Source organism: Bifidobacterium parmae (genome assembly GCF_002860365.1).
GTDB lineage: Bacteria > Actinomycetota > Actinomycetes > Actinomycetales > Bifidobacteriaceae > Bifidobacterium > Bifidobacterium parmae.
Genome location: NZ_NMWT01000016.1, coordinates 1 through 22,228, shown reverse-complemented (window position 1 = coordinate 22,228; position 22,228 = coordinate 1). Strand labels below are relative to the sequence as shown.

Annotated in this window: 17 protein-coding genes and 1 pseudogene; 10 read left to right on the top strand and 8 right to left on the bottom strand. The window is 66.7% G+C overall.

Annotation, left to right across the window (positions count from 1 at the left end):
* Positions 1-68: 68 nt before the first annotated feature.
* Positions 69-1,046, bottom strand: coding sequence for a 4-hydroxy-3-methylbut-2-enyl diphosphate reductase (locus Uis4E_RS06460; RefSeq protein ID WP_101622385.1), 978 nt, complete (start codon positions 1,044-1,046; stop codon positions 69-71).
* Between the two features lie 221 nt (positions 1,047-1,267).
* On the opposite strand from Uis4E_RS06460, the gene Uis4E_RS06455 reads away from it, so the two are divergent.
* Positions 1,268-2,218 (top strand): aldose 1-epimerase family protein, encoded by a 951-nt coding sequence (locus tag Uis4E_RS06455; protein WP_101622384.1) that lies wholly within the window; start codon positions 1,268-1,270, stop codon positions 2,216-2,218.
* A 127-nt stretch (positions 2,219-2,345) separates the two neighbouring features.
* Positions 2,346-2,420, top strand: coding sequence for a 50S ribosomal protein bL37 (locus tag Uis4E_RS12425; protein ID WP_003817083.1), 75 nt, complete (start codon positions 2,346-2,348; stop codon positions 2,418-2,420).
* 77 nt (positions 2,421-2,497) lie between these two features.
* Here the strand turns inward: Uis4E_RS12425 and Uis4E_RS06450 are convergent, their stop codons facing one another.
* A complete protein-coding gene (locus tag Uis4E_RS06450; protein WP_101622383.1) occupies positions 2,498-2,800 on the bottom strand; it encodes a hypothetical protein in 303 nt (100 codons plus the stop codon).
* Entirely contained in the window at positions 2,797-3,492 is a 696-nt protein-coding gene (locus Uis4E_RS06445) for a sigma-70 family RNA polymerase sigma factor (RefSeq protein ID WP_165784892.1), read from the bottom strand. The genes Uis4E_RS06450 and Uis4E_RS06445 overlap by 4 nt, the downstream gene beginning before the upstream one ends.
* Before the next feature lie 235 nt (positions 3,493-3,727).
* Here Uis4E_RS06445 and Uis4E_RS06440 point away from each other — a divergent pair.
* From Uis4E_RS06440 to Uis4E_RS06425, 4 genes and pseudogenes are all read left to right on the top strand, one after another.
* Positions 3,728-5,312: pseudogene (locus Uis4E_RS06440) on the top strand (UDP-N-acetylmuramoyl-L-alanyl-D-glutamate--2,6-diaminopimelate ligase).
* A gap of 76 nt (positions 5,313-5,388) precedes the next feature.
* Positions 5,389-6,978 carry a UDP-N-acetylmuramoyl-L-alanyl-D-glutamate--2,6-diaminopimelate ligase gene (locus Uis4E_RS06435; protein ID WP_101622381.1) on the top strand — a complete coding sequence of 530 codons (1,590 nt, stop codon included), beginning with the start codon at positions 5,389-5,391 and terminating at the stop codon, positions 6,976-6,978.
* A 6-nt stretch (positions 6,979-6,984) separates the two neighbouring features.
* Positions 6,985-8,229, top strand: a complete 1,245-nt coding sequence (locus Uis4E_RS06430) for a carboxylate--amine ligase (RefSeq protein ID WP_101622380.1) — start codon at positions 6,985-6,987, stop codon at positions 8,227-8,229.
* Positions 8,226-8,972: an aspartate/glutamate racemase family protein gene (locus Uis4E_RS06425; protein ID WP_101622379.1), complete on the top strand. Its 747-nt coding sequence runs from the start codon at positions 8,226-8,228 to the stop codon at positions 8,970-8,972. Before Uis4E_RS06430 ends, Uis4E_RS06425 begins: the two co-directional genes overlap by 4 nt.
* A 138-nt stretch (positions 8,973-9,110) precedes the next feature.
* Here Uis4E_RS06425 and smc read toward each other — a convergent pair whose 3' ends face one another.
* A complete protein-coding gene (gene smc, locus Uis4E_RS06420) occupies positions 9,111-12,797 on the bottom strand; it encodes a chromosome segregation protein SMC (RefSeq protein ID WP_101622378.1) in 3,687 nt (1,228 codons plus the stop codon).
* 14 nt (positions 12,798-12,811) lie between these two features.
* A complete protein-coding gene (locus Uis4E_RS06415) occupies positions 12,812-14,398 on the bottom strand; it encodes a bifunctional folylpolyglutamate synthase/dihydrofolate synthase (RefSeq protein ID WP_165784887.1) in 1,587 nt (528 codons plus the stop codon).
* A 964-nt stretch (positions 14,399-15,362) separates the two neighbouring features.
* On the opposite strand from Uis4E_RS06415, the gene Uis4E_RS06410 reads away from it, so the two are divergent.
* Both Uis4E_RS06410 and Uis4E_RS06405 read left to right on the top strand, forming a co-directional pair.
* The gene (locus Uis4E_RS06410; protein WP_101622377.1) at positions 15,363-16,340 is read left to right on the top strand and encodes a hypothetical protein; all 978 of its coding nucleotides are present in this window, start codon (positions 15,363-15,365) and stop codon (positions 16,338-16,340) included.
* A 43-nt stretch (positions 16,341-16,383) separates the two neighbouring features.
* Positions 16,384-17,145: a metallophosphoesterase family protein gene (locus Uis4E_RS06405; RefSeq protein ID WP_101622376.1), complete on the top strand. Its 762-nt coding sequence runs from the start codon at positions 16,384-16,386 to the stop codon at positions 17,143-17,145.
* Between the two features lie 30 nt (positions 17,146-17,175).
* Here Uis4E_RS06405 and Uis4E_RS06400 read toward each other — a convergent pair whose 3' ends face one another.
* The 3 genes from Uis4E_RS06400 to Uis4E_RS06390 are packed head-to-tail and all read right to left on the bottom strand — an operon-like array spanning position 17,176 to position 20,325.
* Positions 17,176-18,030, bottom strand: a complete 855-nt coding sequence (locus Uis4E_RS06400; protein WP_243394391.1) for a nitrilase-related carbon-nitrogen hydrolase — start codon at positions 18,028-18,030, stop codon at positions 17,176-17,178.
* 14 nt (positions 18,031-18,044) lie between these two features.
* Positions 18,045-18,992 carry a hypothetical protein gene (locus Uis4E_RS06395; RefSeq protein ID WP_133125411.1) on the bottom strand — a complete coding sequence of 316 codons (948 nt, stop codon included), beginning with the start codon at positions 18,990-18,992 and terminating at the stop codon, positions 18,045-18,047.
* Positions 18,979-20,325, bottom strand: coding sequence for an SWIM zinc finger family protein (locus Uis4E_RS06390; protein ID WP_101622374.1), 1,347 nt, complete (start codon positions 20,323-20,325; stop codon positions 18,979-18,981). The genes Uis4E_RS06395 and Uis4E_RS06390 overlap by 14 nt, the downstream gene beginning before the upstream one ends.
* A 196-nt stretch (positions 20,326-20,521) precedes the next feature.
* On the opposite strand from Uis4E_RS06390, the gene Uis4E_RS06385 reads away from it, so the two are divergent.
* Complete coding sequence (locus tag Uis4E_RS06385) at positions 20,522-21,370, top strand: aldo/keto reductase (RefSeq protein WP_101622415.1); 849 nt, start codon at positions 20,522-20,524, stop codon at positions 21,368-21,370.
* 94 nt (positions 21,371-21,464) lie between these two features.
* The gene (locus Uis4E_RS06380; RefSeq protein WP_101622373.1) at positions 21,465-22,127 is read left to right on the top strand and encodes an SWIM zinc finger family protein; all 663 of its coding nucleotides are present in this window, start codon (positions 21,465-21,467) and stop codon (positions 22,125-22,127) included.
* The last annotated feature ends 101 nt before the right edge of the window (positions 22,128-22,228 follow it).

The window sequence follows — 22,228 nt, the reverse complement described above, 5'->3', positions numbered from 1 at the left end:
GTATTCCATCTCCTCGGGGTTGGCTCAACGGGCAATACCCTACCAACGCGATGTGACGGTCCTGTGCATCACCGCCTGCGGAGCTCAGCCGGCAGCACGAAGTGCATCGTCTCCTTGGTGGTCTCCACCGATTCGACGTCCGTGTAGCCGCGTTCGCGCAGCGCGGCGATCACGCCGTCCACGTACTCCTCGGGCACGGACGCGCCGGAGGAGACGCCGACCGCCTCGACGCCCTCGAACCATGCGGGGTCGAGGTCGCCGGCGTCGTCGACCCGGTGGGCGCGGCCGCGCTCCCCCAATCCCTCCTGCGCGACCTCGACGAGGCGCACGGAGTTCGACGAGTTCGCCGACCCCACGATCACGACGCATCCGGAGCGTTCGGCGACGAGCTTGACGGCGGCCTGGCGGTTGGAGGTCGCATAGCAGATGTCCGAGCTGGGCGGCATCTCGATCCACGGGAAGCGGGCCTTGAGGGCGGCGATCGTGCCGGCCGTCTCGTCGACGCTCAGCGTGGTCTGGCTCAGGAGCACGAGCTTCGTGCCCGGCGTGAAGTCGAGTCCCTCGACGTCGCGCTCGTGCTCGATCAGATGCACGTGCTCCGGCGCCTCCCCCACGACGCCGACCGCCTCGTCGTGGCCCTTGTGCCCGATGTAGACGATCTCGTAGCCGGAGCGGGCGAAGCGCAGCACCTCGCGGTGCACCTTGGCGACGAGCGGGCAGGTGGCGTCCACCACGTTGAGCCCGCGCGCCTTCGCCTCCGCCTTGACGGCGGGCGACACGCCGTGCGCGGAGAACACGACCGGCACGCCCGCCGCGGCCGCCCCGTCGGGGATCTCCTCCAGCTCCTCGACGAACACGGCGCCCTGCGAGGCGAGGTCCTCGACCACGTGCTTGTTGTGCACGATCTGACGGCGCACGTACACGGGCGGCAGGTCCGACCCCGGCGCGACGTGCGAGCCCTTGAGGATCGTGCGCACGGTGAGGATCGCCCGGTCCACGCCGGCGCAGAATCCGCGCGGATCGGCCAATACGATGCGTTTCGCCATGGGTATCAGGGACCTTTCTCGATCGTCTCGGGCATCGGCGCGCCCCGCGCCGCAATCGTTACGCATGCACTCTACCGCACCGCCGGCGACCTGCGCCGCGCGATTCGCGGGAGGCGCACGGGCGCGTGACGTGAAAATAACGCTAGACTGGACGTGTTAGCGATAACGCAAGTTGTCGCGTACACCGCAAACAACTTCATATTCACTCTGGAGTGACATATATGACCAAGAACCTTCCCCCGCGCACGGGACAGCAGTACACGATCAGCCACGGCGACTACAAGGCCGTCATCACCGAGCTGGGCGCGACGATGCGCGAAGTCACCTACAAGGGCAGGAACGTGATCGTCCCGCTCGGACCGGACGACCCCGTCACCTGCTGCCACGGCCAGCTGCTCGTCCCGTTCCCGAACCGCATCGAGGCGGGCGTCTACACCTTCGAAGGCAAGACCTACGAGCTGCCGATCGACGAGCACGACAAGAACACCGCCATCCACGGCTACGGCTACCGCTCCTTCTGGAAGCTCGAATCCCTCACCGAGAACTCCGTCACCCAGTCCTGGCGCGTGCCGTTCCTGCTCGGCTACCCGTTCGACGTGACCGTCACCGCGACGCACGAGCTCACCGACGACGGCCTGAAGATCACCGTCGAGGCCGCCAACAACGGCGACGTGGACGCCCCGTGGGCGCTCGCCATCCACCCGTGGCTCGACAACGGCTTCAACGGCCACGGCGACGAGATCGACGGCCACAACGCGCAGTGCACGCTCACCGTGCCGGCGCGCACGCACGTCACCGTCGACGAGAACCTCATCCCGACCGGCACCGAGCCGGTCGACGGCACGAAGTACGACTTCCGCGAGCCGCGCCTGCTCACCGAGCAGCCGTACGACGACGCGTGGACGGACGTCGAGCACGCCGCCGACGGCACCGCGACCGCCACGTTCCACCGCCCGGACGGCCTGACCGTCCATGTGGGCGGCGACGAGACGATCACCTCGTTCCAGGTGTGCACCGGCACCGGCTTCCCGGCGTTCAAGCATCCGGCGGGCACCGCCGTCGAACCGCAGACCGCCTACGCGAACGCGTTCAACACCGGCAAGGACCTCATCGCGATCAAGCCGGGCGAGTCCAGCGTGACGAAGCTGTTCATCAAGGCCGAGATCGACTGACGCCCCTTCCCGCGGCACGCGCCGCGAACCGCATGACGGGCGTCCCCCGAAACGCGGTTTGCGGCGCGTCCGCGTCCTGTGGCATAATGCCGAAGGCTTATTTATCTTTCCAGTAAAGGAGTCCATCATGGGCATGCGCGGACGTAAGCGCAAGGATCGTCGTAAGAAGGCCGCCAACCACGGCAAGCGCCCCAACGCCTGATTCTTGTCTGTTCAAGACGCGGAAAACCCGCCTGAGCCTCACGGCCCGGCGGGTTTTCTCATATTCGCCTCTCCGGCTCACTGTTCGCCGCAGCAGTGGTCGAGGCACGCCTTCACCCGCATCCTGAGGCATTCCGGCGCGGCCTCGGGCCTCAGGTAGGCGCGCAGCGCGGCGATCATCGCCTGCTCGCGTTCGGAGCAGCAGGTCGCGGGGTCGAAGCACTCCCCCATGTCACGCAGATCACGGTCCGCGTCGGCCGCGGGATCCACGTCGACGACGCGCGTCTCGGTGATGCGCACCTCGGTATGGCTGACGACGCCGTCCGCCGACGTGCGGGTGACGGCGATGCGACGCACATGCTCCACCGGCATCTGGTTCATCGCGTCTCCTTTCCCTGTGCGGATTCCCGCCTGACGGTTCCATTATCGCCGGAAACGCGCGAACCGGCACGCCCCCGCCCCGACTTCGCCGAGGGTGAACCGGAACCGGAGGACGGTTTCGCCGGCAGCTGCGACCCGTACCCGTGCTCGCGCGCGTAGGACGCGAGCTCGTGCTTGAGCTGGGTGCGCGCGCGGTTGAGCCGGCTCATCACCGTGCCGATGGCGACGCCCTGCTCCTCGGCGACCTGCCGGTACGTCTTGCCGTCGATCGCCGTGTCGATGAACACCTGCCGGCGTTCGGGCGACAGCTTCGCCAGCGCCTGCATGATCTCCTCGGGCGCGAACGCGTCCAGATACTCGTCCTCCGCGGATTTGAGCCCGTCCGAGGAATGCTCGGACGCCTCGTACAGGTCCCAGTCGTCGTATTCGCCGCTCGTGTCGTTCGCCCGCTGCGGGCGCCGCTTCGCCTTCGCGTACTGGTTGAAGTAGGCGTTGCGTTCGATGGTCGTCATCCACGCCTCGAAGTTCGTCCCCGGCGTGAACGAGTCGAACGCCTTGAACCCCTTCTCGAAGGTGTCCTGCACGAGATCCTGCGCATCGTCCGGGTCGTTGGTCAGGCGCATCGCCCGCCGGTACAGTGCATCGAGCGCGGGCATGGCGAGCTTCTCGAAGCGCGCACGACGCTCCGTCATCGTCTCTTTCGTCTCGCTGGTCACGATTGCCCATTGTAATCGCCGCAGTCCGCGCATCCGGGCATATCCGGCGATAGAATCCCAAGCAACCTCCCAGTCGACGTTGAGATTCGTCGCCCACAGTGGAGCCGTCCGAACGGGAGGCACGGGCCTTCCGACCGTACGGGAACGTACGGCCGCATACGACCGACACGATCGGGCGGGCACGGCCCCGCCATGAAAGGAAGCGACACCGATGGCACTGACCCTCAACTCCGCCGCGGCACTGCTCGAACGCCACCATCTGCTGCGCGAGGTGATCCACGGCGGACGCTGGTCGAGGACCGCCGCGGCGCTGCCCGGAGCGGACGAACCGTTCGCCTCGCTCACCTACGACACCCGCAAGGTCGCCCCCGGAGCGATGCTCGTATGCAAGGGCCGATTCCGCCCCGAATTCCTCGACGGCTGCGACGCCCGCGGACTCGCCGCCTACGTGGCCGAGACCGACATGTCCGCCCACGCCGCAGCGCCCGGACTGATCGTCGACGACGCGCGCAAGGCGCTGAGCCTGCTCGCCGCCGAATTCTACGGCCGCCCGCAGGACGCGCTCACCCTGATCGGCATCACCGGCACCAAAGGCAAGACCACCACCGCCTACTTCACGCAGGCCGTGCTCAACACCCACTCAGACGGCCGCTGCGCCCTGTTCTCCTCGGTGGACAACTGCCTCGACGGCCGCACCTACATCGAATCCGACCTGACCACGCCCGAATCGCTCGACGCGTTCCGCATGATGCGCGAGGCCGTCGACAACGGCATGAAATACCTCGTCATGGAGGTCAGCTCCCAGGCGTACAAGGTGAACCGCGTCCACGGACTCACCTTCGACGTCGGCGCGTTCCTCAACATCTCCCCCGACCACATCAGCGACATCGAACACCCCTCGCTCGAGGACTACCTGCGCTGCAAGCGCCTCATCGTGGACAACAGCCGCACGCTCGTGCTCAACGCGCGGACCGACCACGCCGACCTGCTGCGCGAGGACGCGGCCGCCGCCGGCGTGCCCGTGACCGAATTCGCGCTGCTGGACGCCGCGCCCGACGGCGACGACGCGACGGAGACCCGCGGATACGCCGACGCGTCGGCCATCGCATGGCCGACGGACGGCGGCCACGACGCCTACGCGATGCGCCTCGACAGCCACGACCTCGGCGGATACCGGCTGGCGCTCGCCGGCGATTTCAACTACGAGAACGCGCTGGCCGCCGTCGCCATCGCGCATGCGGCCGGCGTGCCGGCCGACGAGGCGGGGGGCGCTGCACGCGATGGAGCCGACGCGCGTGTCCGGCCGCATGGAGCGTTTCCACGACGAGACGAGCGACACCGACGTCATCGTCGACTACGCGCACAACCGCGTCTCGGTCACGGCGCTGCTCGACTTCGTCGACGCGCGCTACGCCGGCCGCACGCCGGTCGTCACGCTGGTGACCGGCGCGGCGGGCGACAAGGCGCTCGACCGCCGCCGGGAGATCGTCGAGGCGGCGCAGGACCGCATCGCCCGCTTCGTGTTCACCGCGGAGGACACCGACACCGAACCCTACGAGGACATCTGCCGCGACATGCACTCCCACGTGACGAACCCGCGCGTCGCCACGACCACGATCGTCGACCGCGTCGCCGCCATCGCCGACGCGCTGGACGAGGCCCGCGCGCACCCGGAACGCACGGACGTGGTGCTCGTCATCGGCAAGGGCGACGAACGCTGGATCAAGGACCGCAACCGGCACGTGCCATACGAGGGCGACGACAAGGTGGTCGAACGGCTGCTGGCATCGCGGTGAGACGCCGGTGGAGTAGTATCGTGCGGTGACGCCGGGGAGACCCGGCGCCGCCACTCGATACTAGGGAGAGAACCATATGCCCACCACGACTTCGCCGTTGAGCCTCGCCGCCGCGGCCAAGCTGCTGGATAACCATCATCTGCTTCGTGAGATCGTCACGGGCGAGCGTTGGACGATGGACGCCTCGACGCTGCCCGGCGCCGACGATCCGATCCCGTCCATCACCTACGACACCCGCAAGGTGGCGGACGGCACGCTGCTGTTCGTCAAGGGACGGTTCAAACCCGAGTTCCTCGACGACATCGACGACCGCGGCCTCGGCGCCTACGTGGCCGAGACCCCCTACACGGACCGCACGAAGGCCCCGGGCCTCATCGTCGAGGACGTACACAAGGCGATGAGCCTGCTGTCCGCCGAGTTCTACGGCCGCCCGCAGGACGCGCTCACCCTGATCGGCATCACCGGCACCAAAGGCAAGACCACCACCGACTACTTCACGCACGCGATCCTCAACGAATACTCGCACGGCCACGCGGCGATGATGAGCTCGCTCACCTGCTGCCTCGACGGGCACACGTGGACGCCGTCCAAACTCACGACGCCCGAATCGCTCGACGCGTTCCGCATGATGCGCGAGGCCGTCGACAACGGCATGCGGTACCTCGTCATGGAGGTCAGCTCGCAGGCGTACAAGGTGAACCGCGTCCACGGGCTCACCTTCGACGTCGGCGCGTTCCTCAACATCTCCCCCGACCACATCAGCCCGATCGAACACCCCACGTTCGAGGACTACCTCTACTGCAAGCGCCGCATCATCGCGAACTCGCGCACGCTCGTGCTCGGCGCCGACTGCGACCACGCCGACCTGCTGCGCGAGGACGCGCGACGCGCCGGCGTGCCGGTCACGACGTTCGCGCTCGACGACCCGGCGACCGGCCACACGACGCCCGCCGACGTGACAATCGCCGTCGACCCGACGCGCAAGACCGGCATCCGCGTGACGAGCGGCGGCGCGACCGTCGCGCTCGAACTCGACATGCTCGGCGAATTCAACTTCCTCAACGCGGGCACCGCGATGACGCTGGCGATGAAGGCCGGGGTGCCGTTCGACGACCCGGCGATGCGCGCCGTCGAACGCGTGCAGGTGCCGGGACGCATGGAACGGTTCACCGAAGGCGGGAACCTGCACGTGTACGTGGACTACGCGCACAACTACATCTCCACCAAATCGGTCGTCGACGAGGTGCTGCGCGTGTACGGCGAACGGGACCCGCGCATCACGCTCGTCGCCGGATCGACCGGCGGCAAGGCCATCGACCGCCGCGAAGGCATCGTCAAGGGCGCGCTGGGACGCGCCAAGTCGTTCATCCTCACCACCGACGACCCGAACTTCGAGGACCCGCGCGCGATCGCCGAGGAAATGGCCTCCCACGTGACCGACCCGGACGCGACCGCGAAGGTGATCGTCGACCGCGAGCAGGCGATCGAAACGGCCATCGACGAGGCGCGCGCCGATGCCGAGGCCAACGGACGCCTCAACATCGTGCTCGTCATCGGCAAGGGCCACGAGACGCGCAACATCATCGACGGCAGGCCGGTGGCGTGGCCGGGCGACGCGAACGTCGTGCGGCATGCGCTCGAACGGCATGCGCAGGGAGTAAGGTGAGCAACCATGACCCGATTCCAACCGATTCTGCTTGGCAGCGACATCAACGTGTACGGCATGGCCCGCGCGTTCCACGAGGAGTACGGCATCGTCTCCGACGCGTACGCGTACTTCCAGCTGAGCCCCACCAAGTTCAGCAAGATCGTCAACGTGCACATCGTGCCCGACTTCGACAACTTCGTGACGTTCCGCGACTTCATGCTCGACCTCGGCCGGCGCATGAAGGCCGAGGACCCGGACCGCGCGCTGCTGCTCATCCCCTGCGGCGACGTGTACGCGAACCTGCTGAGCCAGTGCGGCGACGACCTGAGGAAGTACTTCGTCTACAACACGCTCGACATCCGCCTGTCGCGCGAGCTCGCCTACAAGGCCACGTTCTACAAGCTGTGCGAGAAGTACGACCTGCCGCACCCGAAGACGAAGACCGTGACCGCCGAGGACGTGAGGCTCGGCGCGTACAAGGACCTGCCGTTCTCCTACCCGGTGGCCATGAAGCCGGCCAACTCGGTCGAATGGCTCGACATCGACTTCGAGGGCCGCCGCAAGGCGTACATCTTCGAACGTCCGGAGGAGCTGGACACGATGATCCGCCGCGCCTACGACGCCGGCTACAAGTCCGAGATGATCATCCAGGACTTCATCCCCGGCGACGACTCGCGCATGCGCGTGCTCAACGCGTACGTGGACCATCACCACCGCGTGCGCATGATGTTCCTCGGCCACCCGCTGCTCGAGGACCCCTCCCCCGTGGCCGCCGGCAACTACGCGGCCATCATCCCCGACTTCAACCAGGGAGTGTTCGACCACATCAAGGCGTTCCTGGAGGACATCGGCTACGAGGGCGTCGCGAACTTCGACATGAAGTATGACGAGCGCGACGGCGAGTACAAGCTGTTCGAGATCAACCTGCGCCAGGGCCGTTCCAGCTACTTCGTGACGCTCAACGGCTTCAACCTGGCGAAGTACTTCGTCGACGACCTCGTCGAGGACACGCCGTTCGACGGGAACACCGTGTTCGGCCGCGGCTCGAAGCTGTGGCTGGAGATCCCGCGCTCGATCTTCACCGACTACGTCGCCGAAGGCGAGGACAAGACGCGCGGCATGGCGATGATGAAGGCCGGCGACTGGGGCACCACGCTCGAGTACTCGAAGGACATGAACCCGCTGCGCTGGCTGATGATCCACCACATGTTCTCGATCTACAAGAAGAGCTACGCCAAGTACTTCCGACAGAAGGGCGCATTGAAGTGAGAAGACCGTTCTTCGCCGTGCTGGGAGGCATGGGCTCGCTGGCCACGGAAAGCTACGTGCGTCTCGTCAACGAGGGCACGCATGCGCACTGCGACCAGGAGTACCTCGACTACGTCGTGTTCAACGACGCCGCCGTGCCGGACCGCACCGCGTTCATCACCGGCCAGTCGGACGACGACCCGTTCCCGGTGATTGCCGACGACATCGAGAAGGCGACCGCGATGGGCGCGAGCTTCATCGTGCTCACCTGCAACACGGCGCACTACTTCTACGACCATTTCCAGGCGCTCACCCCCGTGCCGATCCTGCACATGCCGCGCGGAGCCGTCGCACGCCTCGCCGCCCTGTACCCGCACGCGCCTTCGGGCACGTGCGAACGCGTCGGCTTCCTCGGCACGCTCGGCTCGCGCGCCGCGGGCGTGTACCGTCAGGCCGTCGAAGAGGCGGGCTACGAGTTCGTCGAACCGGACGACGCGCTGCAGGACCGCATCACGTCGCTCATCTACGACGACGTGAAGGGCTCCGGCGGATTGAACCTGGAACGCTACGAGTCGGTGCTGCACGACATGCTCGACCCGTCCGGTCCGGTGCGCGCCGACGCGCTGATTCTCGGCTGCACCGAGCTCTCCGTGCTCAACGAGGCGTTCCCGATGCCGCAGCTGCCGCTCGTGGACGCGCAGGCCGTGCTCGTGGACGACACGATCGCCCGCGCCAAGGCGCTGCGCGAATCCCGCAAGGCGTGAGCAGACTGGTTCTTCCGGCTCTTCCGGCGGCACCGATACGACGAAGCCCCTTCCATCCGCTACGGATTACGGATGGAAGGGGCTTTCCGCGTCTTCGCCCGGTCCTCGCTCGGTCTTCGCCCAGTTCTCGGTCTTCGGTCAGTCGGCGATGGCGAGGCCGCCGTCGAGCTTCTGGCTCACCACGGCGGTGACGCCGTCGGCGCGCATCGTCACGCCGTAGAGCGCGTCCGCGATCGACATCGTGCGCTGCTGGTGGGTGATGACGATGAGCTGGGCGTGTTCGCGCAGGTCGTTCAGCGCGTCGAGCAGGCGCGTGAGGTTCACGTCGTCCAGCGCGGCCTCCACCTCGTCCATCACGTAGAACGGGCTGGGGCGCGCGGTGAAGATCGCGAACAGCAGCGCCAACGCGGTCAGCGAACGTTCGCCGCCGGACAGGAGGCTCAGCTGTTTCACGCGCTTGCCGGCGGGGCTCGCCTCGACGACCACGCCGGTCGAGAGCAGGTCGTCGGGGCGTTCGAGCCGCAGACGCCCGGTGCCGCCGGGGAACAGGGTCGCGAAGACCTGTTCGAACGCCTTGGCGGTGTCGTCGAAGGCGGTGCGGAACACGTCGACCATCGTCGCGTCGAGGTCGTGGATGAGCCGCATGAGGTCGTCGCGTGAACGGGCCACGTCGTCGCGCTGCCCGTTGAGGTACCGGTTGCGTTCCTCCAGCGCCTCGTACTCCTCGGTGGCGAGCGGGTTCACCTTGCCGAGCTTGGCGAGGTCGCGCTTCGCCTTGTCGAGGCGTCGCTCCTGCTCCTCGCGCACGTACGGCGTGGTGCGGATCGCGGCGGAAGCCTCGGACCCGTCGGCGCCGCCCGCGTTCGTCCCGTCCGCATCGGGGGCGTCGGGATGCTCGACCGGCACCGGCCGGCCGTGCTCGTCGAGCACCGGCACCGGCCGGTCCGGGCCGTATTCCGCCACGAGCTCCCCGACGCTCATGCCGAGTTCGTCGCCCGTCTTGCGTTCGATCTGCGCATATTCGCCCGCGTATCGTTCGCGATCCACGTCGAGCGCGTGCTCGCGTTCCGCCAATCCGCCGACCTTCGGTTCGAGCCCGTTGCGGCGTTCGCGCAGGTCGCGCAGCGTCTCGTTGCGTCCGGCGGCCGCGGCCCTGAGCCCGTCGCGTTCGGCGACGACCTTCGCGACCGCCTGTTCCGCCTTCGCTGCCGCCGCTGCGGCCTTCCGCGCGACCTCCCGGACGCGTGCGGCGCGTTCGCGGCGTTCCTCGGCGAGCCTGTCGAGCCGTGCGCGGCGTTCGCGCGCCTCCCGTGCCTGCACGTGCAGGAGCGCGGACTGGCGTTGCAGCGATTCGGCCCTGCGTTTCGCCTCCGTCCACGCGATCTTCGCGGCGACCTCCTGGTCGCGGGCCGTGGCGAGCGCCGTCTCGAGCGCGTGCGCGCGCTCGGCGAGACCGGCGGCGTCCTGTCGACCCGCCGCGCCCTCCGATTCCGCGGCGAGCGCGGCGTTGAGGTCGGCGAGCCGCGTGCGATGGTTCTCCCGCTCTCCGCGCGCGGCTTCGAGCCGCTCGTCGAGACGTGCGATCTCTCGCGTAACGCCGTCGAGCCGCGTCTGGACGTCGCGCGTCTCACGATGCGCCTGTTCGGCCTTGATCCGCGCCTCGGTGCGGCGGCGGGTCTCGGCGTCGACGTTCGCCGACGCCTGCGCGAGCGCGGTGCGCGCCTGCGACACCTTGGGCTCCAGTTGTTCGAGCCGTGCGGCGAGCTCCTTCGCCCGACGCAGCGCCTTGTCGCGGCGTGCGGCCAGCGACAGGTCGCTTTGCGCGGAGCCGGAGCCACCCGACGCGGCGATACGCGCGACCAGCATGTCGCCGGCGCGCGTCACGGCGCGGGCCGCCTTGCCTTCGGCGAGGATGCGCTGCGCGTCCTCGAGCCGGTCGACCGCGACCGTGTCGGCGAGCAGCATGCGCACCGCCGCGGCGACGCGGGCGGCGAGCGCCGGATCGGCGGCTTGGGGGTTCGCGGTGACGAGCGCGGCGAGCGTGGACGCGCCGGCGGCTGCATCGTTTTCCGCGGCGTCGTTTCCCGCGGCATCGGCCGGCGCTCCCGCGACATCCGTGATGGCGGCGCCCGCGTTGATGACCGCGGCCTTGCCGATCCGGCGTTCGCGGGCGGCGCGCAGGGCGGCGAGCATGGCCGCGTCGTCGGGGACGACGAGCGCGCCCGCATACCCGTCGAGCGCGTGCGCGACCGCCTCCTCCCAGCCGTCGGCCACGTGGATGAGGTCGGCGAGACGCCCGAGCACGGTCACGTCCGGATCGGATTCGAGCGACCCGGCGTCGCCGCGGGATTCGAGCGTGTCCTTCAGCGCCTCGGATTTGGCGTCGAGCGAGATGATCGCGGACTGGAGGTCACGCTGTTCGGCGAGCAGCGCATCCAGGGCGGTACGGCGTTCGTCGAGCGCGGCACGAGCCTCGTCCAACGCGACGTTCCCGTCGTCGCCGCCGGTCTCGGCCTGCTCGCGCAGGCGTGCGAGCCGCGTGCGCGCGTCACGCTGCTGGGCGATCAGGGATTCGCGCTGCGCCGCGAGGTCCTTGCCGCGGCTCTCCCCCAGTTCGACGGCGGCCTCCTCGCGCGCGATGAGCTCGCGCATCCGCGCGGCACGCGCGTCCCGTTCGCGTGAGGCGCGGTCGATCTCGGCGATCGTGCGTCGCATGCCGGCGAGGCGCTGCTCGTCGGCGGCGCGCGCCTCGGTGGCCTGTTCGAGCGCGAGTCGCGCGTCCCGTTCCGCGTCCCTCGCGTCGGCGGCCTGCTGGTCGAGTTCCGTGGCGCGATGGTCGAGGATGTCCGGGTCCTCGCCGCGTTCCGCCGTGACGGCGGCGGACAGCGCGCGGCCGCGTTCGTCGGCGAGCGCCGCGAGCGAGCCGAAACGTTCCTTCAGCTGCGTGAGCTCGTGCCAGGACCGGTCGAGCCGTTCGATGGCGGGATCGGCCTCGCCGGCCTGCGCCTCCACCTGTTCGATGCGCACCTTGACCTGCGCGAGTTCGCGGCGCAGGGCGTTGAGGTCGCCGCGGACGGCCGTGAGCTCCTCGTGCGCGCGGTCGCGTCGACGCATCGCCTTGACGGCGTCCTCGGCGTAGAGGCGCGACTGGGCGTCGCGCAGCGTGACCTTGATCGCGTCGGCGCGGCGGGAGACGCGGGCCTGGCGGCCGAGCGGGCCGAGCTGGCGGTGGATCTCGCCGAGCAGGTCGTCGAGACGGCGCAGGTTCGCGTCCGTGTTGGCGAGTTTGCGCAGCGCGCGCTCCTTGCGTTTGCGGTGTTTGAGGACGCCGGCCGCCTCCTCGATGAACGCGCGGTGCCCGGCCGGGTCGGCCCGAAGGATCTGGTCGAGCCTGCCCTGGCCGACGATCACGTGCATCTGCTGGCCGAGACCGGTGTCGCTCAGCAGCTCCTGGATGTCGAGCAGGCGGCAGGGCGAGCCGTTGATCGCGTATTCGGAGCCGCCGTTGCGGAAGATCGTGCGTGAGATCGTGACTTCCGTGTAGTCGATGTCGAGCGCGTGGTCGGTGTTGTCGATGGTGAGGCTCACCTGCGCGCGGCCGAGCGCCGGACGGGAGGACGTGCCCGCGAAAATCACGTCCTCCATCGACGTGCCGCGCAGGTTGCGCGCGCCCTGCTCGCCCATCACCCAGGTGAGCGCGTCGACGATGTTCGATTTGCCGGAGCCGTTCGGGCCGACCACGGCGGTGATGCCGGGCTCGAAGCGCAGCGTGGTCGCCGAGGCGAACGATTTGAAGCCGCGCAGCGTCAGTTCCTTGAGATACACCCCTTGGTCGTCCTTTACTCGGTCTTGTCGGCGGTATCGTCGGCGGCGTTCGCGTCGGTGTTCGCGTCGATATCGGCGGAGGGCTGCTCCTCGCCGCCGAACAGGCCGCCGAGCACGTCGTCGCCGGCGTCCGCGTCGGAGTCGGCCGCATCGGCCGCGTCCCCGTCGTCCGGCTCGACGACGGGCTGGTGGATGCTCATCGCCTTCCTCATGATCGGGCTCGCATGTTCCTCGAGCATCTCGCGGGCGTCGCCGGCGGTGACGAAGCTGCCGCAGATGAGCACGCCGTGGCCGTAGCCGACGCCCAGCTCGTCCGCCTCGTCGACCATGTTGACGGCGGTCTGGATCGCGTCCGGCAGTTCCGGCTCCTTGACGACGCGGTCGCGGCCGAACACCTCGACGGCGATCTTCTCCAAACCGTCGGCGGACATGACGCGGTCGCGCCACGAGTTCTCGGTGACGACCACCTGGCTCAGGACCGGTTCGAGCACGCCGAGGTACTCCTCGACCTGCTTGTCCTCCATCATGGCGATCACGCCGACCAGCTGCTCGAAGTGGTAGTTCTCCTCGATGGCGGCACGCAGGGATTCGGCGGCGTTCACATTGTGCCCGCCGTCCACGATGATCGTCGGCGAGGTGCGGATCTGCTCGATGCGGCCCGGAATCCTCACGCTGGAGAGCGCCTCGGCGACGATGTCGCCGTCCAACGCGCCGGAGACGGGGATCACGGCCTCGCAGGCGGCGAGCGCGGAAAGCGCGTTGTGCGCCTGATGCTCGCCGAACTTGGCGATCGGGACCTCCGTGTACGTGCCGAGCCGCGTGGACAGGGTGGCGACCTGGCCGCCGACGGCGGGCATACGGTTGACGACCTCCATCTCGTAGCCGTCGCGCACGAGCTTCGCGTGGTTGCGTTCGGCGGCCGCCTCGATGATCGGCATGACCTCCTCCTCGTGCGGCTGGGGGCCGATGACGGCGGTGCAGCCGGGCTTGATGATGCCGGCCTTCTCGGTGGCGATCTGCTCGACGGTGTTCCCCAGCCACTTCATGTGGTCCATGTCGACGGGGCCGATGATCGCGGCGTCCGCGTCGAGCACGTTGGTCGCGTCCCAGGCGCCGCCCATGCCGACCTCCACGATGGCCACGTCGACCGGGGCGTCGGCGAACTTCCAGATGGCCATGGCGGTGAGCACCTCGAAGAAGCTCATGCGCGGCTTGCCCTGCTCCTCCATCTTCCGGTCGACGAGCGCGACGAGGTCCTTGATCTGGTCCCACGCGTCGATGAAATCGTCGTCGGAGAGCTGCTGGCCGTCGATGGCGATGCGCTCGTTGATCTTCTCCAGATGCGGCGACGTGTACAGGCCGGTGCGCATGCCGTAGGCGCGGCAGATCGCCTCGGCCATGCGCGCGGTGGAGCCCTTGCCGTTGGTGCCGGTCACGTGGATCACGCGGAACGACTCCTCCGGATGTCCCAGCACGTCGAGCATCAGGGTCATGCGGTCCAGATCGAGGTTCGTGGTGTTGTGCTCCGGCGGACGGCTCATGATGTCCAGCTCGACGTCCTGGATGGTCTCGTTGTCCCTGTTCGGATGCTCGAATGACATGGTTCCTGTTGCTCCTGCTTGTTCTTCTATGCCGGCTGTATGGCCTTCACATGCCCAAACCCCACAAATGATAGCCGACCCCCTGCCGTCATGCGCCATCCGTTCGCCGCCCGCTCACCGCCGAACGGATCCGGGATTCGCACCGGCCGCCCCATCGCCGGGCGCACCCCGTATCCGCACCACCCCTCATCCAAACCGCACCCCCTCCTACCCGCTCATCTCCGGGCGCGCCCCATGTCCGCACCTGCCGATTATCGCCGGGTGCGCTCCGTGTCCACGCTGCCTCACATAGCCGGACACTCCTACCCGCTCATCGCCGGCCCCTCCTGTCCTCTCATCGCCGGACATTTCTTCCGCCCCATTCATCACTGGGTACCCCCACCTACCCATCGCCAGACATCACCCTCCGATCGCTTCCCGCCAACGGCGTCGCATGCGCGCCACCCACTGGCCGGCTCCGACGCTAGGAAGCCCCATGGCGTCGGAGCTGCGCCAAACGTGGCACGGAAGCGACGCTGGAGGAGCCGTCACCGTCGGTTCCGCGCCAAGGATGGCACGCAACCGATGACCAATCCCCTGCTGGCGTCACCTCTCTGCCACCCATGGCACGGAAACGACGCAGGGCGGCCTCCAAACAGCGGAACCGCGCCATCCTTGGCACGAAACCGACGGAGAGGAGGGCAATCCGCCGGCAACGCTCCGGCATGCCAGCTGCAGTACGACCGCCTATTGTGTTACGGCACACCTGTTGCAGCGAGCCGTCAATGATACCCGGCTACCGCTACGGCGAGGATGGCGGCCTCACCCGGATCCCGACCCCGTACGGTTATCCACATCGGACACCTTGAGCGAGAATCGGCTTGATTCCGCCGATTCCCATAACCGACACGCCGAAGAACAGGGCTCCGACCACAAGGGTCGATCCATGGACTTCCATGGATCGCGAATCGGCTACGGTCGAACCATGAGAACGCATAGAACGGTGACGAAGCTGATGACGGATGCCCAGCGCGCAGGCAGGTGCGCGTATTCCCGCGACGCGGCCGAGCAGGCGGCGTTGCGCAGACGCGCGAAGACCGGCGATTTCACGCGCGTCTATCCGGGGATTCCATCGCTGTACGCCGAGACCATGTACTGGAACGGGCTGATGCCTCCGGAGCGCACGATGCATATCGCCCGCACGCTCGGGCAGGCCCATCGCACATGGGTGTTCGGTGGACTCGTCGCCGCGGTCGCCTACGGATTCGAACACCAATGGTGTCTGCACGACGGCTCGGTGACCATCGCCACATCGGATCATGGCACGTACCGTCCCAACCGTCATCTGAAACGCGTCTATGTGTCGAAGCCGGCAACGACGCGCATCGAACACGAGGAGACGGGGCTGTTCCTGCTGCCGCCCGCCATGACGCTGCTCGACTGCGCCGGCTCACATGAGTTCCGTTTCGCGCTGCCGTTCTTCGACTCGGCGTTCGCCAAGGGGACCACCGCCGAGGATGTGCTCGACGCGACCGGACGGATGCACGCCGATCCACGCGCGGCCCTGCGTCTGCTGCGTCACGTGAACGCGAAAAGCGAGAACGGCGGGGAATCATTGGCACGCGGAACGATGATCGAGGAACGATTCTCCACGCCGCGCCTTCAGGTGCCGGTGAAGGATCCGCAGACCGGAGCGGAATACCGAGCCGATTTCGTATGGACGCTGGCGGACGGTACGACGGTCGTCGGCGAATACGACGGCACACGCAAATACATCGACCCCGACATGACCGACAATCGAAGCATCCACGAGATCGTGGCGAACGAACGCCGCCGGGATGAGGGGTTGAGACGCGCCGGCGCACGCGAAATCGTCCATTTCAACTACGACGACGTCATCCGAAGAACACCATTGACGATGAAACTGCTCAAAGCCGGCATTCCACGCCGGGACGTTCCATGACCGGCATCGGTACGATAATGCAGTCCGAGGAGGGAACACGCATATGAGGTATTTCACCACCGACACGCATTTCGGACATCCGCTGGTGAGCGTGCTGCGCGGATTCACGAGGTTCGATCCCGGTCGCGAGCACTATGCCGCGCTGCTTGCCGCCCAGGGGCGCAAGGCCGCCGAGGATTGGGCGAAGGGCGTCGTGCTCGACGATTCACGGCTCAAGTTCCACACGGCGGCCGACACGGACGCGCATGACGCGGCCGTCGTCGCGAACATCAACCGGCTGGTCGGCGAGGACGATGAGCTGTGGATTCTCGGCGACATCGGGTTCCGCACGTCCGTCAACCATCTCAAGGATTGTCTGAGGCAGCTGCGCTGCCGGCATCTGCACGCGGTGATCGGCAACCATGACGACTGGTGGCTGGACGACCGTCCCGCCCGCAACCTGTTCGCATCGATCGAGCCGAACGGCACGGTCGACCTCGACGGGCTCGACTCCGCGCGGCCGGACGCGGTCGAGACCGTGAACCTGTCGCATTTCCCGTACCGCGAGGATCTCGCCTACGGCTGGCCGGACGACGCCGTGCGGTTCCGCGACAAGGCGCTGCCGTTCGACGGCCGCCGCCTGCTCTACGGACACACGCATCAGCTCTCACCCGAAGGAGCCCGCCCGGAAGCGCTCAACGTGGGTCTCGACGCGTGGAATCTCGAACCGGTGAGCGAGACCCGCATCGTCGACTGGTTCCACGAGCATGCCGCCGGCGCCTCGCGCGCCGTGCCGCTCGACATGCCGTCGGATGGGAGGAACTGAGCATTCGGGTGGCGGCCGCTGGACCGGCGCCTACGCCAGTGCGGGATCGGCGAAACGACGGTTGGCGAGGACGGGGAGCGAACGGCGCGCGACGGCGAGCGCGTCGCGGCGCAGTTCGGCGGTGATGAGCGCCGGCTGCGGTCCGGCCGCCGCGACGACCTCGCCGAGCGGGTCGATGACGCGGCTCAGGCCTATGGTCCTCGCGCCCGTCGTGCTGCATGCGAGCACATAGCAGGTGTTCTCCAATGCGCGGGCGGCGGTCATGATCTCCCAGTGCCGTTCCTTGCGAGGGCCACGCACCCATGCGGCCGAGACCGCGATCGCATCCGCGCCGCGCACGGCAAGCGAGCGCGCCGTCTCGGGGAATCTCAGGTCGTAGCAGGTCATCACGCCGATGCGCCATCCGTCGACATCCACGATCGGAGGGAGCGCGTCGCCCGGTTCGACCGTGTCGGATTCGCGTTCCGCGAACGCGTCGTACAAGTGGAGTTTGCGGTAGCTCGCGATAATCTCGCCATCACGGATGACGACGAACACGTTGGATACCCGTCGGGCTGTCGCGCCCACGGTGTCCGGAGCGTCCGCCGGTACGTGCACGGTGCCCATCAGCGTGATGCCATGCCGCTCGCCGATGCGGCGCAGTCCCGTGACGAACGGACCGTCCAACGGCTGTGCCATGCGTGCCGTATACGACGGATCCCCGTCGTCGCGTGCGATTAGTCCTTCCGGCAACAGCAGCACTCGCGCGCCGTCTTCCGCCGCACGCCGCGCATACCCCTCGATGGTCTCAAGGTTCGCGCCCGGCTCTTTCGCCACCGCGAACTGCGCGATGGCGATCTTCAACGGGTCGTATGCCATCTCTTTGTCGTCCGTTCTCATGCTCATACTTCGTATTATCGTCACTCTCCTTTCATGTCGAATTCGTCACGCAGTCCCTCCAATGCGACACGTAGGGATTTGCGGCTTCTGTACATGCGAAGCAACCGGTCGATCTCGTCACGCGCTTTGCCGGAGCCCGCTGCCCCGGCCACGAGTCGGAGTATGGAGCATACGCGATCGACGTTCCGTTCCGAGTCGGAGCGCATCAGGTCGGAGTCCGCGTCGTGCAATGGTTCCAGCAACAGATCGCACGAATCCTCGGCTCGCGTATGCGCCATCACTGCGAACAGGCGTTCGATGACTTTGTCATCGCGGAAATCACGACATCTTGCCTTGCAGTATTTCCACGCCGCATCGCTGAGCATCTCTTGGCTGAGCAGCGCCTCGTATGCGGGATTCCGCCCATGAAACATGGGATCGCCATGGTATCGCTCCTGCAGATCGATGATGCGGAGGACATAATCGTTCCAAGCGTCTCCGGCGAGATCACGCAGTTTGCGTACGTACCATGAATCGTGGGCCCGCTGCTCGTCCTCCGTCCGGATCCTACCGTCGATGGAATCCGTGATGATCCGGTATGCGTACAGTCGGCAAAGGCCTTCGACGTCGCCGAGACGTTCATAAGAGGCTTCGAGCCAAGTCCAGCAGATATCGGGAGGATTGAGTATCGGCGGATTCACCTGTCCGTCTTCCTGCCCGCAATGGCATTCCGCGAAGAGCTGACTCGTTTCGCGCGCGGTTCTCGCACAGACGGCGATTTCGAGCCCGTCGTCCATGGCGAGCAAACGCTGCATGAAATCGCGAATCCACCGCCACCCACGCACGTCGGTGATCATGCTGTAATCCGAGGTTTCGTCTCGTGTGAGCGCGTGCCCTCCGAAATGGTCATAGACGTACGCATAAATCTTACGTCCCGCGGCGCCATCGCCGATGATGCGCGGCGTATCCGTCCTGTCATCGCTTTCCATCGTCGTCTCCCTCATCCGAGGACATCGATTCGCGTCCTTGCTCGCCGTCCTGTTCTCCGGAAAGATATTCGGACAGTTCGTCGTGCAGCTTCTTTCGCCGCGGGAACATGTCCAGAATCCCCGCGACGAGTGCGCGCGCCTCGTCATAGCCATATACGGTCTCGCTTCTGCGGATCCACCGTCCCACGCGAGCGGCCGACTCCACCGTATCGGATTCATAGAGTACCGAGTCGGGGTCGAGCAGCGTATTGCGCAAATACTGCTCGGCCCACTGGGCCTTCTCCGAATCCCCCGCAATGACATCCAACATGCGGATCATCACGTCCGGAGATTTCGTCAACGCGTAGTTGAAGGCCTCATCGGGCAGACGCTCCTCACGCAGCAACCGTTCGTATGCGGGATTCACCGGCGCCCAGCGCGGCATGCGGTCACGTTTCCTGTGCAATGCCGTGATCATGTCACGATCCTCGTTCCAATGCCGTCCACTGATGCGACGCAGTCTCTCCACGTACACGGCTTCCGGGTCGGTCTGAGCGATGAGGATGTAGTACGCATACAGGTGCCGCAACCCTTTTTCGTCATGAAGGTGCTCGTATGCCGCCTCCAGAATCGTCAGCCAGACATGGGGCAGTTCGTTCAGGCGCGTCGGCATCAGCCCCGGTACCAAGAGCCGGATATTCGCCAAGGGGTCTTTCCGGAATCGGTTTCCACGTTCTTTTTTCCGGTAACCGTCCTCATATTCCTCAAATAACGTCCGTGTCCTCGGCTCATACTCGTTCCTTCTAGCACGCGTCTGTGCACGATGTCTCTCGTCACGCGACCGTGCATCATTCGACACGGCATCCTCATCAATCATCTCGGATTGTGCCCGCGACAACCGTATTCCCTCATGGAACAACATCCCGTCGAGGTCCTGAGGATTGCATAAACGCTCAAGAAGGATACGCACCGTTCGCCAATCCAGTTCCTTCAGCTTCTTGCGGGTCGGGAACTCCTTCATCAGATACCAGTCGACGCAGAATGACGCCTCGCGCGGGAACGAATCCAGTGAATCCTCACGCCGCAGGCTCTCGTCCAGGGAGATCAGCACGCCGGCGACATGCTTGCAGTAGGTTACGCGCTGTCCGTACGGACACGTGCACGCCGCCGAGACCACCTTGCCATGGCGCAGCCTCACATCGACCTGATAATCCTCGGAACCACGCACCACGGCATGCCAGAGCCCCTCGGAAATCTCCACAGGATGATCGACCTTACCGGCATCGTAATATGCGTGGCCACGGTCGTATACCTTGGGGTCGAACAACTCGTAGAATCCGTCCAAGTGCCTCATGTCGGTACCTCCTTGACCTCCATCATCACCAGGTGAATCGGAAACCGGTAGATATCTACCGGAAACTGCACCAGTTTCGGCGTGTCGCGAATCCCGGGGCACAGACGGGCGGACGCGCGTAGAGTTGATGAGGATGCGGCGGCCCCGCCCGCACCATACGACCATATGACCAACGAAGGGAACCATCATGGCAACACTGCTCGATCCTCCCGCCATCCCAGTGCGCCGCGCGCACGACGGACTGGAACTGCCGGCCATCGGCTTCGGCACGTACAAGGTGAACGGCTTCGCCGGCGTGGAGGCGATCAAGTCGGCGCTCGAGGTCGGCTACCGTCTCATCGATTCGGCATTCAACTACGAGAACGAGGGCGTGGTCGGCAAGGCGATCCGCGAATCCGACGTGCCGCGCGAGGACATCATCGTCGCCTCGAAGCTGCCCGGACGCCACCACCAGTACGACCAGGCGCGCGAGACCATCGAGGAGTCGGTAGCGCGCATGGGCCTCGACTATATCGACCTGTACCTCATCCACTGGCCGAACCCGTCGCAGGGCCAGTTCGTGGAGGCCTGGCAGGCGCTCGTCGACGCGCAGAAGCAGGGCATCGTCAAGCATATCGGCGTGAGCAACTTCCTGCCCGGCCACATCGACCTGCTCATCCGCGCCACCGGAGTGACGCCCGCGGTCAACCAGGTGGAGCTGCACCCGTTCTTCCAGCAGAACGAGCAGCGCGCCTACGACGACGCGCACGGCATCATCACCGAGGCGTGGAGCCCGCTGGGACGCGCCAACCAGATGCTCAAGGATCCGACGGTCACGCGCATCGCCGCCAAGCACGGCGTCTCCCCCGTCGCCGCGATCCTGCGTTGGCACATCCAGCTGGGCGACGTGGCCATCCCGAAGTCGATGCACCGCGAACGCCAGCGCGCGAACCTCGACCTGACCGGCTTCGCGCTCGACGAGCAGGACATGCGCGACATCGCTGCGATGGACAATCCGGAGGGCTACACGTTCGGCCAGAACCCGCACTGGCACGAAGAGGCCTGACCGGTTCCGGGACCAGACCCCGGCATGCGGGTTTCGCGGCTACACTCGAGGTATGAGTCTTCCCGCGAAACCCGCGTTATACGAGTTCGAGTCCATGTTCGACGACGCACCGTGGATACTCGAACGCGCCTACGATTATTGGCAGGACGGCCGTGTGGGGCGTATCGAGAGCGTCGCGCCGTCGTTGTTCCACGCGCAGGTCTCCGGCAACGAGGCCGACTCCTATGACGTCGACGTCCGTATCGACGACGCCGGTGATGTCATGTCGGCCGCATGCACCTGTCCGTATCACCGGACGCCATACTGCAAGCATGTGGGCGCGGTGCTCTACGAACTGCGCCGGCGATGGGCCGACGGGCATGGGGATGCGGCGCCCGGCGCGTCCGATGCATCCGAATCGTCCGTCATGCGGCGCCGTCGAGTGCCGTCCTATGCACTCGACGGCGTGTTGAAGCGCATCGACGAGGAGAAGCGTGATGCCGACGGTCGCAACGTGCTGTTCTTCTGGTCGAACACATGCGTCAAATACGCGAATCATCTGATGCGCGAGGGATCGTCCGGACCGCTGATTCCCACCCGTGAGGCGGGCCGGATGATGCTCGGTCCCATGGACGCCTACCACCAGCGGCACGGCGTCCATCATCAGGACGACGGCATCCCCCTCGACGACATGGACGGCGGGCTGTTGCCGCCCGATCCTCTCGATGCCCCCCCTCGATCCTCCCCACGGGGATGGCGATACGCCACGACCCGATGATCCGACGCTCGCCGAAGCCCTCGCCGGTTTCCACACGGTCGTCGACAACGCGCTCCATTCCACGGATTGGGAACACGCCTGTCGACGACCGTGTGGAAACC

What these genes read in the sequence shown, in the direction of transcription:
- Uis4E_RS06450 (WP_101622383.1), bottom strand. Translation starts at nt 2,800, where the DNA reads ATGAACCAGATGCCGGTGGAGCATGTGCGTCGCATCGCCGTCACCCGC.
- Uis4E_RS06400 (WP_243394391.1), bottom strand. Translation starts at nt 18,030, where the DNA reads ATGAGCATGAGAACGGACGACAAAGAGATGGCATACGACCCGTTGAAG.
- Uis4E_RS06430 (WP_101622380.1), top strand. Translation starts at nt 6,985, where the DNA reads ATGACCCGATTCCAACCGATTCTGCTTGGCAGCGACATCAACGTGTAC.
- Uis4E_RS06410 (WP_101622377.1), top strand. Translation starts at nt 15,363, where the DNA reads ATGAGAACGCATAGAACGGTGACGAAGCTGATGACGGATGCCCAGCGC.
- Uis4E_RS06415 (WP_165784887.1), bottom strand. Translation starts at nt 14,398, where the DNA reads ATGTCATTCGAGCATCCGAACAGGGACAACGAGACCATCCAGGACGTC.
- Uis4E_RS06445 (WP_165784892.1), bottom strand. Translation starts at nt 3,492, where the DNA reads ATGACGGAGCGTCGTGCGCGCTTCGAGAAGCTCGCCATGCCCGCGCTC.
- Uis4E_RS06435 (WP_101622381.1), top strand. Translation starts at nt 5,389, where the DNA reads ATGCCCACCACGACTTCGCCGTTGAGCCTCGCCGCCGCGGCCAAGCTG.
- Uis4E_RS06455 (WP_101622384.1), top strand. Translation starts at nt 1,268, where the DNA reads ATGACCAAGAACCTTCCCCCGCGCACGGGACAGCAGTACACGATCAGC.
- Uis4E_RS06380 (WP_101622373.1), top strand. Translation starts at nt 21,465, where the DNA reads ATGTTCGACGACGCACCGTGGATACTCGAACGCGCCTACGATTATTGG.
- Uis4E_RS06405 (WP_101622376.1), top strand. Translation starts at nt 16,384, where the DNA reads ATGAGGTATTTCACCACCGACACGCATTTCGGACATCCGCTGGTGAGC.
- Uis4E_RS06390 (WP_101622374.1), bottom strand. Translation starts at nt 20,325, where the DNA reads ATGAGGCACTTGGACGGATTCTACGAGTTGTTCGACCCCAAGGTATAC.
- Uis4E_RS06395 (WP_133125411.1), bottom strand. Translation starts at nt 18,992, where the DNA reads ATGGAAAGCGATGACAGGACGGATACGCCGCGCATCATCGGCGATGGC.
- Uis4E_RS06460 (WP_101622385.1), bottom strand. Translation starts at nt 1,046, where the DNA reads ATGGCGAAACGCATCGTATTGGCCGATCCGCGCGGATTCTGCGCCGGC.